At 56.4% G+C, this 16,619-nt stretch carries 12 protein-coding genes; all 12 read right to left on the reverse strand.

Annotated features, from left to right (window positions below; translation table 11 throughout):
• Nucleotides 1-4: 4 nt before the first annotated feature.
• Complete coding sequence (locus tag IHV84_RS03995; protein WP_198845905.1) at nt 5-4,738, reverse strand: glutamate synthase-related protein; 4,734 nt, start codon at nt 4,736-4,738, stop codon at nt 5-7.
• A gap of 169 nt (nt 4,739-4,907) precedes the next feature.
• A complete protein-coding gene (locus IHV84_RS04000; protein WP_142081861.1) occupies nt 4,908-5,606 on the reverse strand; it encodes a transposase in 699 nt (232 codons plus the stop codon).
• A gap of 55 nt (nt 5,607-5,661) precedes the next feature.
• Complete coding sequence (locus IHV84_RS04005; RefSeq protein ID WP_370541180.1) at nt 5,662-6,561, reverse strand: SAM-dependent methyltransferase; 900 nt, start codon at nt 6,559-6,561, stop codon at nt 5,662-5,664.
• A 29-nt stretch (nt 6,562-6,590) separates the two neighbouring features.
• Nucleotides 6,591-7,214 carry a DUF1415 domain-containing protein gene (locus IHV84_RS04010; protein WP_233099690.1) on the reverse strand — a complete coding sequence of 208 codons (624 nt, stop codon included), beginning with the start codon at nt 7,212-7,214 and terminating at the stop codon, nt 6,591-6,593.
• A 107-nt stretch (nt 7,215-7,321) separates the two neighbouring features.
• Nucleotides 7,322-8,482, reverse strand: a complete 1,161-nt coding sequence (locus tag IHV84_RS04015) for a deoxyguanosinetriphosphate triphosphohydrolase (RefSeq protein WP_066698409.1) — start codon at nt 8,480-8,482, stop codon at nt 7,322-7,324.
• 67 nt (nt 8,483-8,549) lie between these two features.
• Nucleotides 8,550-9,665, reverse strand: coding sequence for a 3-dehydroquinate synthase (gene aroB, locus IHV84_RS04020; protein WP_198845908.1), 1,116 nt, complete (start codon nt 9,663-9,665; stop codon nt 8,550-8,552).
• Nucleotides 9,666-9,782: 117 nt separating this feature from the next.
• On the reverse strand, nt 9,783-11,342 hold the full coding sequence (locus tag IHV84_RS04025; protein ID WP_198845909.1) for a hypothetical protein: 1,560 nt from the start codon (nt 11,340-11,342) through the stop codon (nt 9,783-9,785).
• A 23-nt stretch (nt 11,343-11,365) separates the two neighbouring features.
• Nucleotides 11,366-13,504, reverse strand: coding sequence for a type IV pilus secretin PilQ (pilQ, locus tag IHV84_RS04030; RefSeq protein ID WP_198845910.1), 2,139 nt, complete (start codon nt 13,502-13,504; stop codon nt 11,366-11,368).
• Nucleotides 13,501-14,004, reverse strand: a complete 504-nt coding sequence (locus IHV84_RS04035) for a pilus assembly protein PilP (RefSeq protein WP_066698421.1) — start codon at nt 14,002-14,004, stop codon at nt 13,501-13,503. Before IHV84_RS04035 ends, pilQ begins: the two co-directional genes overlap by 4 nt.
• Before the next feature lie 38 nt (nt 14,005-14,042).
• Entirely contained in the window at nt 14,043-14,729 is a 687-nt protein-coding gene (locus IHV84_RS04040; protein WP_044397020.1) for a type 4a pilus biogenesis protein PilO, read from the reverse strand.
• The gene (locus IHV84_RS04045) at nt 14,726-15,352 is read right to left on the reverse strand and encodes a PilN domain-containing protein (protein ID WP_198845911.1); all 627 of its coding nucleotides are present in this window, start codon (nt 15,350-15,352) and stop codon (nt 14,726-14,728) included. The genes IHV84_RS04040 and IHV84_RS04045 overlap by 4 nt, the downstream gene beginning before the upstream one ends.
• The gene (locus IHV84_RS04050) at nt 15,349-16,428 is read right to left on the reverse strand and encodes a pilus assembly protein PilM (protein ID WP_370541181.1); all 1,080 of its coding nucleotides are present in this window, start codon (nt 16,426-16,428) and stop codon (nt 15,349-15,351) included. Before IHV84_RS04050 ends, IHV84_RS04045 begins: the two co-directional genes overlap by 4 nt.
• Nucleotides 16,429-16,619: the final 191 nt, after the last annotated feature.

Consider the following 16,619-nt stretch of genomic DNA (forward strand, 5'->3'; position numbering starts at 1 on the left):
CACCTTATTTGGCGGGTACTGCTTCTTTTTTAGTAGCAGCTACCGCTGGTGTAGCGGACTCCTCCAGCACTTTCCGTTCATAAATCTCAGCCAGCGCGCGCTTGTACTCGGTGGGGAACACCTTGACGAATTTGGCGCGCGAAGCGGCCCAGTTGTCCAGCAGCTCGCGGGCGCGCTTGCTGCCCGTCCAGCGGTTGTGGTCTTCCAGCAGCTTCTTGAGCTGGGCTTCATCGGTCTGGCCGTTGTGCCAGATCGAGCGGGGCACGGTGGCTTCTTGCTCAGCAGAAGGCAGGATGCGTTCCAGCGCGACCATCGACATGTTGCAGCGCGACTCGAACAAACCGTCTTCGTCGTACACGTACGCCACGCCGCCGCTCATACCCGCCGCAAAGTTGCGGCCCGTCTTGCCCAGCACCACCACGGTGCCGCCAGTCATGTATTCGCAACCGTGGTCGCCCGTGCCTTCCACAACGGCAGTGGCACCCGACAGACGCACGGCAAAACGCTCGCCCGCCACACCGCTGAAGAAGGCTTCACCCGTGGTCGCACCGTACATGACGGTGTTGCCCACGATGGTGTTGCGCACCGCGTCGCCACGGAAGTCAATGCTGGGGCGCACGATGACGCGGCCGCCCGACAGGCCCTTGCCTGTGTAGTCGTTGGCATCGCCAATCAAATACAGCGTGATGCCGCGTGTGAGGAACGCGCCAAACGACTGACCACCCGTGCCTTCGAGCTGGATGCGGATGGTGTCATCCGGCAGGCCTTCAGGGTGCACGCGGGTCACAGCGCCCGAGAGCATCGCGCCGACCGAGCGGTTGACGTTGCGCGCCACTTCGATGAACTGCACGCGCTCGCCCTTTTGGATGGCGGGCTGGCTGCGCTCGATGAGCTTGCGGTCCAGCGTGTGCTCGATGTTGTGGTCTTGCACGTCCACATGGAAGCGCGGCACATCGGCGGGCACATTGGGCTGGGCAAACAGACGGCTGAAGTCCAGGCCGCGTGCCTTCCAGTGCTCGATACCGTTGCGCATGTCCAGCAGATCGGTGCGGCCGATCATGTCGTCGAACTTACGGATACCCAGCTGGGCCATGATCTGGCGCACTTCTTCCGCGATGAAGAAGAAGTAGTTCACCACATGCTCTGGCTTGCCCGAGAACTTCTTGCGCAGCTCGGGGTCTTGCGTGGCCACGCCCACGGGGCAGGTGTTGAGGTGGCACTTGCGCATCATGATGCAGCCTTCCACCACCAGCGGAGCGGTGGCGAAGCCGAATTCATCCGCGCCCAGCAGCGCGCCGATGGCGACGTCACGGCCGGTCTTCATCTGGCCGTCGGCCTGCACGCGGATACGGCCGCGCAGGCGGTTGAGCACCAGGGTCTGCTGGGTTTCGGCCAGGCCGATTTCCCACGGGCCGCCCGCGTGCTTGATGGACGACCAGGGCGATGCGCCCGTGCCGCCATCGTGACCGGCGATCACCACATGGTCGGCCTTGCACTTGGCCACGCCGGCTGCAATGGTGCCCACGCCCACTTCGGACACCAGCTTGACGCTGATGCCGGCGTGCGGTGCCACGTTCTTCAGGTCGTGGATCAGCTGGGCCAAATCTTCGATGGAATAGATGTCGTGGTGCGGCGGGGGCGAGATCAGGCCCACACCGGGCACGCTGTGGCGCAGCTTGCCGATGTAGGTCGAGACCTTGCCGCCGGGCAGCTGACCGCCTTCACCGGGCTTGGCGCCCTGGGCCATCTTGATCTGGATCTGGTCGGCTGACGAGAGGTATTCCGCCGTCACACCAAAGCGGCCCGACGCCACCTGCTTGATGCGGCTGCGCAGCGAATCGCCGTCCAGCAACGGCAGATCGACCTCCACGTTCTCGGCGCCAATCACGCTCTTGAGCGTGTCGCCCTTCTTGATCGGGATGCCCTTGAGTTCGTTGCGGTAACGCGCGGCGTCCTCACCGCCCTCACCCGTGTTGCTCTTGCCGCCAATGCGGTTCATGGCCACGGCCAGCGTGGCGTGCGCCTCGGTGGAGATGGATCCGAGGGACATGGCGCCAGTGGCGAAGCGCTTGACGATTTCCTTGGCAGGCTCGACTTCATCAATCGAGATGGCCTTGGACGGATCGATCTTGAACTCGAACAGGCCGCGCAGCGTCATGTGGCGCTTGCTCTGGTCGTTGATGATCTGGGCGTATTCCTTGTACGTGTTCCAGTTGTTGGCACGCGTGCTGTGCTGCAACTTGGCAATCGCGTCCGGCGTCCACATGTGGTCTTCGCCACGGGCGCGCCAGGCGTATTCACCACCCGCGTCCAGCATGGTTTCGAGCACAGGGTCGTCACCAAACGCGGCCTTGTGCATGCGAATGGCTTCTTCGGCGATTTCGAACACGCCAATGCCTTCCACGCGGCTGGCGGTGCCGGTGAAGTACTTGCTGACGGTTTCCGTGTTCAGACCGATGGCCTCGAACAATTGCGCCCCGCAGTAGCTCATGTACGTGCTCACGCCCATCTTGGACATGATCTTGGACAGGCCCTTGCCAATCGCCTTGACGTAGTTGTAGATCGCCTTGTCGGCCGACAGGTCGCCACCCAGTTCCTTGTGCATGTCGGCCAGGGTTTCCATGGCCAGGTAGGGGTGCACGGCTTCGGCGCCGTAGCCTGCCAGCACGGCGAAGTGGTGCACTTCACGCGCGGTGCCGGTCTCAACCACCAGGCCCGCCGTGGTGCGCAGGCCTGCAACCACCAGGTGCTGGTGGATGGCCGACAACGCCAGCAGCGCGGGGATGGCCACCTGCGTGGCGCTCACGGCGCGGTCGCTGATGATGAGGATGTTGGCACCGCCCTTGATGGCGTCCACAGCCTGCGCGCACAGCGAGGCCAGCTTGGCTTCCACGCCTTCACGGCCCCAGCTCAGGGGGTAGGTGATGTCGATGGTCACGCTCTTGAACTTGCCGTTGGTGTGGCGTTCAATGTCGCGCAGCTTGGCCATGTCGGCGAAGTTCAGCACAGGCTGGCTGACTTCGAGGCGCATGGGCGGGTTGACCTGGTTGATGTCCAGCAGGTTGGGCTTGGGGCCGATGAAGCTGTTGAGCGACATCACGATCGCTTCGCGGATCGGGTCGATCGGCGGGTTGGTCACCTGCGCAAACAGCTGCTTGAAGTAGTTGTACAGCGGCTTGTTCTTGCCCGAGAGTACGGCCAGCGGGCTGTCGTTGCCCATGGAGCCAATGCCTTCTTCGCCATTTTTGGCCATGGGGGCCATCAGGAACTTGATGTCTTCCTGCGTGTAGCCAAAGGCTTGCTGGCGGTCCAGCAGGGGCAGGTCAGCAGTTTGTGGGGCCACAGCATCAGCACCGGTTTCAATGCTGTCGAGCTTGATGCGCAGGTTCTCGATCCACTGCTTGTAGGGCTTGGTGTTGACGATGTTAGCCTTGAGCTCATCGTCATCGATCATGCGGCCTTGTTCCAAGTCGATCAGGAACATCTTGCCAGGCTGCAGGCGCCACTTGCGCACGATCTTGTTCTCGGGGATGGGCAACACGCCAGACTCCGAGCCCATGATGACCAGATCGTCGTCGGTGATGCAATAGCGCGAGGGGCGCAGGCCGTTGCGGTCCAGCGTGGCGCCGATCTGGCGACCATCGGTGAACACGATGGAGGCAGGGCCGTCCCAAGGCTCGAGCATGGCGGCGTGGTATTCATAGAAGGCGCGACGGCGCTCATCCATGGTGGTGTGCTGCTCCCAGGGCTCGGGGATCATCATCATCACGGCCTGGCTGATGGGGTAGCCCGCCATCGTCAGCAATTCCAGGCAGTTGTCGAACGTGGCGGTGTCGGACTGGTCGGCAAAGCTGATGGGGTAGAGCTTTTGCAGGTCGGCCGCCAGCACGGGCGAGGCCATCACGCCTTCGCGGGCCTTCATCCAGTTGTAGTTGCCCTTGACGGTGTTGATTTCACCGTTGTGCGCCACATAGCGGTAGGGGTGGGCCAATGGCCACTCTGGGAAGGTGTTGGTGGAAAAGCGTTGGTGCACCAGGCCGATGGCCGAAACGCAGCGCTCATCCTGCAGGTCGAGGTAGTACTTGCCCACCTGGTCGGCCAGCAGCAGGCCCTTGTAGACCACGGTGCGGCTGGACATGGATGGAACGTAGTATTCCTTGCTGTGCTTGAGCTTGAGCGCCTGGATGTTGGCGCTGGCCGTTTTGCGGATCACGTACAGCTTGCGCTCCAGCGCGTCCTGCACGATCACGTCGTTGCCACGGCCGATGAAGACCTGGCGCAGGATGGGCTCCTTCTTGCGCACGGTGGGGGACATGGGCATGTCCACATTCACCGGTACATCGCGCCAGCCCAGCAGCACCTGGCCTTCGGCCTTGATGGCGCGCTCCATCTCCTGCTCGCAAGCCAGGCGGGAAGCATGCTCTTTGGGCAGGAAGATCATGCCCACACCGTACTCGCCCGCCGCAGGCAAGGTCACGCCTTGCTTGGCCATTTCTTCGCGGTACAGAGCGTCCGGAATCTGGATCAGGATGCCCGCGCCATCGCCCATCAGCGGGTCGGCACCCACGGCGCCACGGTGGTCAATGTTCTCCAGGATCTTCAGCGCTTGCGTCACGATGTCGTGGCGCTTCACACCCTTGATGTGGGCCACAAAGCCGAGCCCGCAGGCGTCGTGTTCGTTACCCGATGAATACAAACCGTGTTGTTGCAGATGCTGAATCTCGGCGGCCGTGGTCATGGCGCACTCCTCATATTTTTCGCAGGGATGCCGAGATTAGTGCAATGCAACATGAGTTGCAAGAAATTTAATTAGGGTCAGATACTAATTAATAAATCACCAGATTGGTGCTTACATTTATTGGGGACACATTAAATACGCACCAAAAAAAGGCATGCATAGAAAGCCTTCAGTTTTCGACGGGAGTCTTGCGTGGCCTGCCAGGCTTGGACTTGATGATGCGCCGAGGGGTTTGTTGCTGCAAGCCCTGCACAAACTCCGGACTGCCGAGTGCCCAGCCGCTCAGCGCAGCATCCGCCAGCAAGCGCTCCACTTGCTGTGATTGACCCTCTTGGAGCATGGAGGCATAGGCTGCCTCGCGGGCAAACGGGGTGTTGCCCAAAGCCCAGTAGGCTGCGTGCGGGCTCAACATGCGGTCATGCCGCAAGCCCAGCCAATGGGCAGCGCTGGACCACGGGTAATCAGCCGCTTGGGCCACCATGCCCGAACGCACGGGGTTCGAGTCAATGAAAGCCATGCAGGGCAACAAGTACGTCTGCGCTTCCAGCACCGTCGCACGGTAGCGCCCTTCCCACAGCGTGCCGGTGCGTTGGTGCCGCTTGTTGAAATATTGGGCATAGGCCCTGCCGACCGACTGCATCATCTTGGGCAAGCCCTCTTCCGAAGCAGGCGTCACCAAAAGATGAAAATGGTTGGGCATGGCCACGTAGGCATGCACCTGCACCTGGTTTTTGACGGAATGCTCTGCCAGCAGCGCCAAAAACTTTTCAAAGTCTTCAGCATCCGTGAAGACAACCTGGCGGTTGTTTCCACGCTGAATGACGTGGTGGGGATACTGGGGCAGCGTCAGTCGAGGGAGTCGGGCCATGGAGCGGGCAGTGAGGGCAAGAAGAAACAAAGCCCAATACTAACCCGTCCCCATTTTATTGCTCAGGCTGCGCTGCTCCCAGGCCGAACCGCGGGCCCATGGATTGCTCCAGACCGAACTCGCGCAGCAGCGCCACCAAGCGCTCTGCCGCACTGCGCTTTTTCTGACCGGTGTACCGCGCAATGATCAGCTCGTTCTTCATGCTGTGCTCCCACCCCACCAGCTCGGTCACCGTGACTTGGTAACCCTGCGCCTCCAGATAGAGGCAGCGCAACACGTTGGTCACCTGACTGCCCAACTCCCGGGTGTGCAGTGGGTGGCGCCACAACTCGGCCAGCGGTGTGCGCCCCAGCTGCAAAGCCTTGTCACGCCGCAAGCAGGCCGCCATTTCAGCCTGGCAGCAAGGCACCAGCACCATGGCCCTGGCCTGCTTCTGAAGGCCGAAGGCAATGGCGTCATCGGTCGCGGTATCGCAGGCATGCAAGGCAGTGACCACATCAATCTGGGCGGGCAACTCGGCCGCATCCATCGACTCGGCCACCGATAGATTGAGAAATGACATGCGGCCAAAACCTAGGCGCGCCGCCAATAACCGTGATCGCTCGACCAGTTCGGCGCGCGTTTCAATGCCATAGATATGACCACGACCCAGCGCCTTGAAGTACAGGTCGTACAGAATGAACCCCAGGTACGACTTGCCCGCTCCATGGTCCGCCAGCGTAGGGCTGCGCCCCTCCGCCGAGAAGTCTTGCAGCAAAGGCTCAATGAAATTGAACAGGTGGTACACCTGCTTGAGCTTGCGGCGAGAGTCCTGGTTCAGCTTTCCTTCTCTGGTCAGGATGTGCAGTTCCTGCAGCAGCTCAATGGATTGGCCAGGACGCAGTTCCTGCATCACCGCAGCATCAGCGCCGCGCTCCTTCGCCGTTACATGAGAGGTCGGCTTTCCCGTTTTCATTCCCTGACGGTTCGCTTGGCGTGGAGCATTCATGCATGTTCCCCCTGGCCGTTCACTGAAGGCTGCGCATGCATAGGGCACCTGGGCCCTACATCCAGGTCCGCCCACCCCTGCGGCCCCAGGCCTTCCAGCACTTCAATATTTCTCTCAAAAATGGCATCAGCCTCGGGGAAAACCGCTACAGCACGGTCGATGCTTTCTTCACGCAACAAATGCAAGGTGGGATACGGCGTGCGGTTGGTGCAATTGGAAACGTCGTCTGCCTGCGTGCCAGCAAACTGGAACTGGGGGTGGAAAAAAGCCACCTGCAAGATACCGTCAAGCTCCAGTTCTTCAATCAAATCATCGGCCAGCGCCGTGAAGTCATTGAAATCCAAGAAGTCTTGCATGCACGCAGGCGCGATCAGCAACGTCGTATCGCGCTCTTCGGCAGAGATCGCGTTCAGCGCCAAGAGCTCGCGCCGCAAATCGCCCAGCAACGCCTGTGGCTCCGCCGCCGGGCTGACCACGTAATGCACCTGCCCTTTGACGTGCACGCCTTTGGCAAACGGGCATAGATTGAGGCCGATGACCGCGCGCTCCAGCCATCGCACGGTGTCTTGCAGCACCACGTCTTCACGGATGCCGTTGGGCAAAGGGCTGGTTTCGGTCAAAGAGGAATGTGGGGAAGATGGCATCAGGCACGCAGGGTGAGGGGTCGCGACACGCGAAGGCGCAAATTGTAGGCGCCGGGCCGCCTTGGCCGCTCGGCCACGCCCCATCAAGCCATCAAGCGCTCACCCGAAAGACGCTCGTGTTCGCGGATGGCGAACCTGTCTGTCATTCCGGCGATGAAGTCAGCCACAGTCACTGCGCGCACCGTGTCGTCACCCTGCTGCGCCTTCCATGCGAAGGCTGGCTTCATCTCAGCCGGACTGTGCACGTAAATGGCAAACAAATCTCGCACAATCCGCTTCGCATTTCCCGTCATCTCCATCACCTGGGGGTGACGGTACAGGGAACGGAACAAAAACCGCTTGAGCTCTAGAGACTGCTCACGCATCAATGGACTGAAACGCACCAGAACCGGCAATGCACGCACCGACTCCACGTCGGTCGGCCGGTATTCATTGATCGCCTCACGCGTCGCATCCATCACATCGTAAACCTGCGCGCTGAGCATTCGACGGATGGATTCATGCAGACAGCGGCGCTGCATGCCTTGGCCCAGCAAATGCGGATGTTCTGTGGTCGCTTCGTCACGAAAGCGCGCAAACAGCGGCACATCGTCCAGCTGATCCAACGTCAAAAGCCCCGAGCGCACACCATCGTCAATATCGTGCGCGTTGTAGGCAATTTCGTCAGCCAAGTTGCACAGCTGGGCTTCCAGGCTCGGTTGCTGCTTGTGCAAAAACCGCCATCCCACGCCATTCGGCTCTTGCCCTTCCAGGCGCTGCGCATTTTGCAAAGAGCAATGCTTGAGGATGCCCTCCCGGGTTTCAAACGTGAGATTGAGGCCATCGTAGGCGGGGTATCTCTCTTCCAGGCTATCGACCACCCGCAAACTCTGCAGGTTGTGCTCAAACCCACCAAAAGGCTTCATGCATTCGTTGAGCGCATCCTGCCCCGCATGGCCAAACGGGGTGTGCCCCAAATCATGCGCCAGCGAGATGGCCTCCACCAAATCCTCATTGATCTGAAGCGCCCGGGCAATGGAACGCCCCAGCTGGGCAACCTCCAGGGAATGCGTCAACCGCGTACGAAAAAGGTCACCTTCATGGTTCAGGAACACCTGCGTCTTGTAAACAAGACGCCGGAACGCGGTGGAGTGAACGATGCGGTCGCGATCCCTCTGGTAGTCCGTGCGGGTCGGAGCGGCCACCTCAGGGTGCAGGCGCCCTTTGCTGTTGGCAGGATGACAGGCAAACGGGGCAAGATTCATGGCTTCGCATTAAAACGACCTCTAGCGCTTATCAGATAAGCGCTAGAAGCTATCAAATTAATAGCAATCAGGCGCAACAGGCATCAATCACTTCACGCACCAGCGCATCGGGCGCGGCACGCACGCAGGCCCGGCCCGGCCCGTCAATCAGCACAAAACGGATTTCGCCCGCCTCCGCCTTCTTGTCCACGCGCATCAGTTCCAGATAGCGACCAGCATTGTCGGCAGCATCCAGCACCGCGCCACGCAGGGGCAGTCCGGCACGCTGCACCAGCACCTTCAAGCGCGCCACAAACGCATCATCTACCAAGCCCAGCCGGTGCGACAGCTCGGCCGCCATCACCATGCCTGCACCCACACCCTCACCATGTAGCCAGGCGCCATAACCCATGCCGGCCTCTATGGCGTGGCCAAAGGTGTGACCAAAATTCAAAATGGCGCGAAGTCCGGCCTCGCGCTCGTCCTGCCCCACCACCCAGGCCTTGATCTCGCAGCTGCGCCGCACCGCATGCGCCAGCGCCGTGCGGTCGCGCGCCAAAAGCGAATCCATGTGCTCTTCCAGCCAGCCCATGAAATCCATGTCGGCAATCGGCCCGTATTTGATGACCTCAGCCAGGCCGGCAGAAAGCTCGCGCGCAGGCAACGTATCGAGCGTGGCCAAGTCACACACCACCAGCTGCGGCTGGTAGAACGCGCCAATCATGTTCTTGCCCAGCGGGTGGTTGATGGCCGTTTTGCCGCCCACCGACGAATCGACCTGCGCCAGCAGCGTGGTCGGCACCTGCACAAACGGCACACCGCGCATATAGCTGGCAGCGGCGAAGCCCGTCATGTCACCGACCACGCCGCCGCCCAGGGCGAACAACACGGTCTTGCGGTCGCAGCCGTGCTGCAGCAGGGCGTCGAAGATCAGGTTCAGGGTTTGCCAGTTTTTGTGCTCTTCGCCGTCTGGCAGCGTCACCGTGTGCACGACTGGATAGCGTTGCTTCAGTGCCACGACCAACCTTGAACCGTAAAGGGGCTGCACCGTTTCGTTAGTCACAACCAAAGCAGCCGTGCCTGCTGGCACTGCCCCATCACCGCTCAGACCCTGCAGCAGATTTTGACCGATTTGGATGTCGTAGCTACGGTCATCCAGCTGGATGCGCACATTCTCGGCATTGAAAAATACGAACGGCTTCATGCGAAATTTATTCATCAAAAAATAATCCCCGGCTAGCGGGGATCATTTCAACTAAAGAGGTCAGATAAACCAATGCGGAAGCGGAAACTTTTGTTGGATACCAGACACCGTTATACCTTACTGACAACTAGGTGCAGCTACATCCAATCGCACGGTTTGCACGGTCTTGCTAGGCCCTCCAGTAAACGTGAAGATCCAAGTGTCTTTACCGCCAGGGCTACCCGCTTTACCACCGGCTGACAATCGCACTTCTGTACGACCACTGGACCGATCCAGCGTTGGTGAGCCAGCTATTACCGACGGGGTAGCAAGCTCCTTCAGTGAAGTCACTGCGATAGTAGTGCCAGTCGGCGCAGCAAACTTTTTATCAGTACCCAGGAACAAGCTCACGCTTTCATACTTACAAGTTGCTTTGTCGGCCAATGACAGCTGGAGGGCCTCACTTGGTGGAAGTGCCGCATATGAAATCGCGATATCAGAAAGTGCCTTTTCATAGAGGTTAAGCCAACCAACCGAGGTCACCCACAGCTGCATCGAATCGCTGATTAATGTTCCCTGCCCCGTCTGCGTAGAGAACACAACGGTCACGGGCTCACCGTCTGTCGGGCGCGGGTTCTGCACCGTGTAGTCCACGCTGCAAACACCGTTAACGGTAGTGCAACCACCGCGTCCGGATGTTCCGACAGCGCCAAAATCTGCTTGCGCAACCACGGGCACGCCGTCTGCGACCGGATTACCGTTGGCATCAACAATCCTCACAGTCAACTTAGACGAATCGCCGGAAAGATCGTAGTCCAAATTAAACTTTGAGGCAGAAAGGTCAAAACCACTCGGAGTAGCCACACCGGTTGTGACCGTCAACGTGTCGGACTGCGTGCTGATGCTGCTACGGTCACGAACCGCTGCCTTGATGATGACCGAGGTCGGCGAAGACTTCGAGTTCACCGTCGCAATGACCTGACCGGAAGCGTTGGTCGTGCCAGACGAGGCATTCAGGGTCACGCTGTCAGCCGGCACCGCGGTGAAATCCACCACGACGTCCTGGAGCGGTGAGCCACTAGAGTCCACCACGGTAAAAGTCAGCAGGGCTACTTCAGAGCGTCCGTTACCGCCAGCACCTGCAATCACGATGGATTTGTCGCTGGGAGCGACGTTGGTGAAATTGATGGCCGAGGCAGCTGCCTGTGGATTTTGTACCACACCGCCAGAAATAGCCACGTTTTGCCTACCAACCAAAGAGACTTCCGTGCCCGTTTTGCTGGTCACGGCGGTCGTTGCGACAAGCTGTGTTGCCCCCTGCGACGTCACGGTTGCAGCCTTCAAATCGATCTCAGCAACGCCAGCACTATTGGTGAGGGCCGTCGCCGATCCCGGCATGAATGCCAGCAAGCCGGGACCACTTTCAGAAAAAGTAACGATGACATTCGATATGGCATTGCCCGATGGGTCTTTGACGGTCGCCCTGGCGCGCACCGTGGGATCGGAGGACGCGAAGTTATTCACCGCCACGTCCGCGCCAGTGACACGGCTGTACGCCTGAACGGTCACAGTCCCATTGTTCGCAGTACCACCTGTGCCACCACCACTGCCGGAAGTGCCAGGGTCACCACCCCCACCACCGCATGCCACCAAAACGGCCACCAATGGCACGGTCAATATCCTGAAAAGATTTCTCATTTTTTCCCCAACAATTAATCTATTTACCGCACTGGACCACGGTCAGTAATGACCTTCGGCGTAATAAAAACCAACATTTCACGTTTCGAAGACTCTTTTGTCCGGCTCTTGAACAAATTGCCCACCACCGGCACATCCCCCAAAACAGGAATTTTATTTTCCTGATTTGACTCTTCCATCTCAAAAATACCACCAATAACAACCGTGCCACCATTTTCAATCAAAACCTGAGTTTTAATATGTTTTGTATCAATCGCAACACCTTGGGTTGTCGTTTCACCTCGGCTGTCCTTATTAACATCCAAGTCTAAGATAATATTACCTTCTGGCGTTATTTGAGGTGTGACTTCGAGCTTCAAAACAGCTTTCTTGAAAGCAATAGTAGTGGCTCCGTTAGGTGCGGTAACCGAATAGGGATACTCAGTCCCTTGCTCGATCAGAGCTTTTGTTTGATCCGCAGTGATCAATCTTGGGCTAGAAACAATTTTACCTTGCCCTTCCGCCTCCATGGCAGAGAGTTCAAGCGTCAAAAATCTGTTGGCTGCTGAGTTGAAGATAGATAAAGCGAATGATCCAAAATTTTCGACTCCGGACAAAGATGCTGGTAAATTAACGAACGTACCCGAAGTATCGAATGTAGACCCATAGCCAGTGGAAGTTGTAGCATTTTGGTAGCTGGTACCAAATGCTATGCGATTGTTCCCACCAATCCCGTACCCCCCATCTCCCCCTCGCTGAGCGCGAAGGTCTCCACCTCCAAGCTTCACACCGAGAGAGCGACCAAATGTGTCACGAGCCTCAACAATCCGAGCCTCAATTACAACCTGACGTACGGCGACATCCAAGGTATTCAAAAGCTGGCGAACCTCTTCCAGCTTTGCTGGCGTATCCGTGACAAAAATTTGATTAGTTCGAGGTTCAGAAATCGCACTCCCTCTCTCAGAAAGAAATCTGTTTGAACTACTACCAGCAGTGGAACCGCTAGAGGCAGTGAGTTGATTAACCATATCAGCGGCTTTGGCATAATTCAACTGAAATGCCTGAGTCCGCAAAGGCTCCAATTTTTGAATTGCCTGAGCTGCCTGGTAATCCTTCTTCGTACGATCATCTATCTCGTCTTTAGGAGCGATCCACAGCACGCTACCAATTTTTCGCATCCCGAGACCCTTGGCATCCATGATGATTTGCAAAGCCTGGTCCCACGGAACGTCTTTTAAACGAAGGGTAAGCGCCCCAGTTACCGTATCTGATGTGACGATATTGAAATTAGTAAAGTCCGCGATAACCTGCAAAAGAGAGCGAACTTCAATGTTCTGGAAGTTCAAAGACAATTTTTCTCCGCTATAGCTTGGGCCAGAAGTCAGCTTTGAAAGATCGATTTTTTTCTGACGAACCTCAATGACAAACTGATTATCACTTTGGTAAGCACTATGCTCCCACTCACCGATTGGCTCAACCAACATCCGAACTTTATCGCCCTGCTGAGTAGTGGTCACCGTTTGAATGGGGGTACCAAAGTCACCCACATCTAACCGGCGACGCAAGCCCTCAGGCAAGCTAGACCGAAGAAACTCAACCGCCAGTCCTTTACCCTGCTGCTGAAGATCAACACCTATCTGATTGTTAGGCAGCTCCACGATCACTCGTCCAGAGCCATCAGCGCCACGACGAAAATCAATATCTTTGATTGCAAGAGTATTGTTGTTATAGCTATCCGAAAACTTTACAGGGGTCTGCACCTGATTCAGAGACGAAGAACTCACCGCATCCAACATGATCAGCAGCGAGTTGCCCTGCAACTCTGCCTTGTACGATGTGGGCTGTTTAAGGTTCAGAACGATTCGTGATCGCCCACCTGCCTCCACCACGTTTGCAGACCTAAGATTGCCTTGATTAATTTCCACCACGCTCCGCCCGGAGCCGTTCGTGGCTCCAGGGAAATCCAACGCAATGCGAGCAGGGGATTGCGTGGAGAAGCCGGTTGGCAAGGCAGACAAAGGCTCGGCGAGTTCTACACGGAGCACCTCTGCCCCCCCCTGAACGGAGCCAGTCACTGATCGTATGGACTGATCTGCAATAGCAAAGAACGGAACGGCGACAGCGCAGAAGGCCAAAGTCCCTCGTTGGATATTCTTGATGAATAAATTATTTTTCAGGATCATTTTTTTGCACCCTCTTGCAAATCGAGTGAAGTCATTTTCTCGGTCCAATCCCCAGTGGAGTCCTGGACAATTTCCCTCAACTGAATTGCAGATTCAGTTATTTTCACTACACGACCGTAATTCTGCCCAAGATAATCACCGACTTGAACTTGGTATAGAAGATTATCAACCTTTAACAAAGCAGTCGGCTTGCCAGCTTTGGTGAGACTTCCCACCATTGCCATGGTATCCAATGGATACGCCTCCAAAGGCTGCTTCCGCCTGATTTGCTCCGGCGCTATGAGCGAAGCATTCGCACCTGTTTGGGAAGAGTCCCGTTTCAACGCCTGAACCAATTTCAAACTGTTAAACGGATCCACTTCAGACGCCACAACGTAGGCCTGAGGTTCGAACTTTTTCGGCTCCGATATAGGAGTCACACGAGGTTTAGTTTGCGCCCTCTCATTTGCCATCCACTGCTGCAAATCATCTTCACTAGAGGAAACACATGCAGAAAGCATCCCTGCAATCAGAGGTATAAGTACTAATTTAGGCGCAATCACTTGGAAGCTCCCGGTTTAGTGGAACCAGCTTTTCGTTGAGCCTGAATTTCTTCCCCATCTAAGTACCTAAAAGTTCGAGCCGTCCCCTCCAAAACTAGCACATTGGTGTCTTTCGGATTTCCAGAAATCGATAGATCATTCAGAGTGACAATGCGAGAAAGATGTGCCACATCAGCAGCAAAAGAGCCAATGTCGTGATACTTGCCAGTTACTTTTAACGCAATAGGCAATTCTGCGTAATAGTCTCTAACCACTAACTGCCCAGGCCTGAAAAGCTCAAACTGCAAACTGCGCCCAAGACCTGCTTGATTGATATCAGAGAGCAAAGCAGCCATTTCCGCCTTGCTGGGCAATTGTTTCTCTAACTGAAGAACATACTGCTGCACCTGCTCACGCTGCTTTTTCAAAGCTTCCAAGCTCACGGCTTTTAAGAGTTTTTTCTGATAATCGGCACGAAGTGATACCTCTGTGCCTCGCTCAGTCTCCAGCTCTGCCACATAATCTTGCAAGACCACAAACCACAGAACCACTGCCACGATCATGGAGGTAGCAACATACAACAAAACGCGCGGCAAAACAGGCCAAAGCGACGGATCTTTTGCATCCAACCCACCAAATTGACGCTGCAGATATATCTGCAGATCCTCTAGGTTAAGTCGCGAAGATGATTTCTTATTGGTCATGGTTGCTTTTCCCCTGACACACCAGTTTTTGCGGATGAAGCACCGGAAGCTTTTGCAACTTCACTAGGACGCATCAGGGTGAATTGCATCTTAAAGCTAGCCACACGGCGCTGATCTTTAGGGCCTACAGAAACATTCGCTGCAGTAATCTCAAGCAACTCCGGTTTAGAAATCCATGGCGTGTTGTTTGAAAGGTTTCTTAGGAGTTCAGAAACTCGCTCGTTCGATTGCGCCACCCCCTGCATCATGACGGTGTTGTTGCTTTGCTTAAAATTAGATACATACACCCCATCAGGCAACTGACGCACCAGTTCATTCAGCAAATGAACTGGCATATTTCTATCTGCCTGAAGATTTTCGACAGCTTTTTGCCGAGAAATAAGCGCTGATATTTCCTCCTCGATCGTGGCTATTTCCTTGATCTGCCCTTCCAAAACGGCAATTTCCCTACTCAAAAATTGGTTTCTTCCCTGCTGATCTGCTATCAGCATTTGCAGCCACCAGTAAATCACACCCGCTATGATTAGCCCCACCAAAAAAGAGGCAAGCAAAGATGCCTGGAATGCTTCCCGGCGGCGCTTTCTGGCAACCTCTCGGTGAGGAAGTAAATTAATCAAAATCACCGCAAAAACCTCCGCATAGCCAGTCCACACGATGTGAGATAAGAGGGCGCCTCACGCACCATCTTCTTCAATCGCACCCCGCTTCCAATTTCCATACCATCAAAAGGATTGAGGGAGCTGCATGGAAAACCAGATTGCTGAGTCACAGCCTCAGTCAATCCCGGCAAAGGGGCGGAGCCTCCGGCCAGCATGATGTGATCCACACGGTTGTGCGGGGTACTGGTGAAAAAGAACTGAAGAGCTCTTACGATCTCTTGAGCCATACTATCGACGAAGGGGCGCAGAACCGCCGACTGGTAGTCCTCCGGCAGATCACCGTTTCGCTTCTTGGTCTCAGCCTCCTCCACGGAGAATCCATATTGGCGGACGATGAGTTGTGTAAGCTGGGCACCACCGAATGCCTGATCTCGGTCGTACAGCACCTCGTCGTTCAAAATCACCTGCATGCTCGTAGTCAAAGCACCCACCTCGAAGAGGGCCACCATGGCATTTGAGCCTTTCCCCGGCAAGGCTTCTATGAGCCGCCCGGCAGCCAAGCGGGATGCATTGGACTCGATGTCAACAACGATAGGCTTGAGGCCTGCCGCCTCCGCCAAGCCCTGTCGATCTTGGACTTTCTCCCGCCGCGAGGCAGCAATAAGCACATCAATGTCACCAGGGGAGTTTTTGCTAGGGCCAATAACGCAAAAATCTAAACTCACCTCATCCAGCGAGAACGGAATGTACTGATTTGCCTCAGACTCCACCTGAACCTCAAGCTCCTGCTCAGTCATCCCCCCGGGCAAAGTTATGCGCTTGGTGATCACGGCTGATGAAGGGAGAGCGAGCGCTACGTTCTTTGTGCGAGTACCACTCTTCTTAACAACGCGGCGCACAGCTTCAGCAACCTCATCGAATTTTTCGATGTTGCCATCCGTTATCCAGCCACGCTCCAAGGGCTCGATAGCACAACGTTCAAGAACGAGGCCTCCCGCCTTGTTCTTACCCAACTCGACCAGCTTGACACTGGACGAACTGATGTCGATACCCAGCAGAGGTGCAGCCTGACGACTGAACAAAGATCCCATTGAGATCAAGATTGGCCCCCTGTAATTTGTATAAATAACGCAACAAAACTTAACACTTCACTTGAATGCTATCAGTAAGATAGTTCTCCGACAAAGAATTTTGCCTGCTTAAGAGCCCTCGAACGTTGCCAAAACAAGACGGTTTTTTGCGTCTCCTGTGAGTTACATAGCCACTCTGCCGTTTTCAACGGCATTGAGCC

The organism is Acidovorax sp. IB03, from assembly GCF_016406015.1.
GTDB lineage: Bacteria > Pseudomonadota > Gammaproteobacteria > Burkholderiales > Burkholderiaceae_C > Acidovorax > Acidovorax temperans.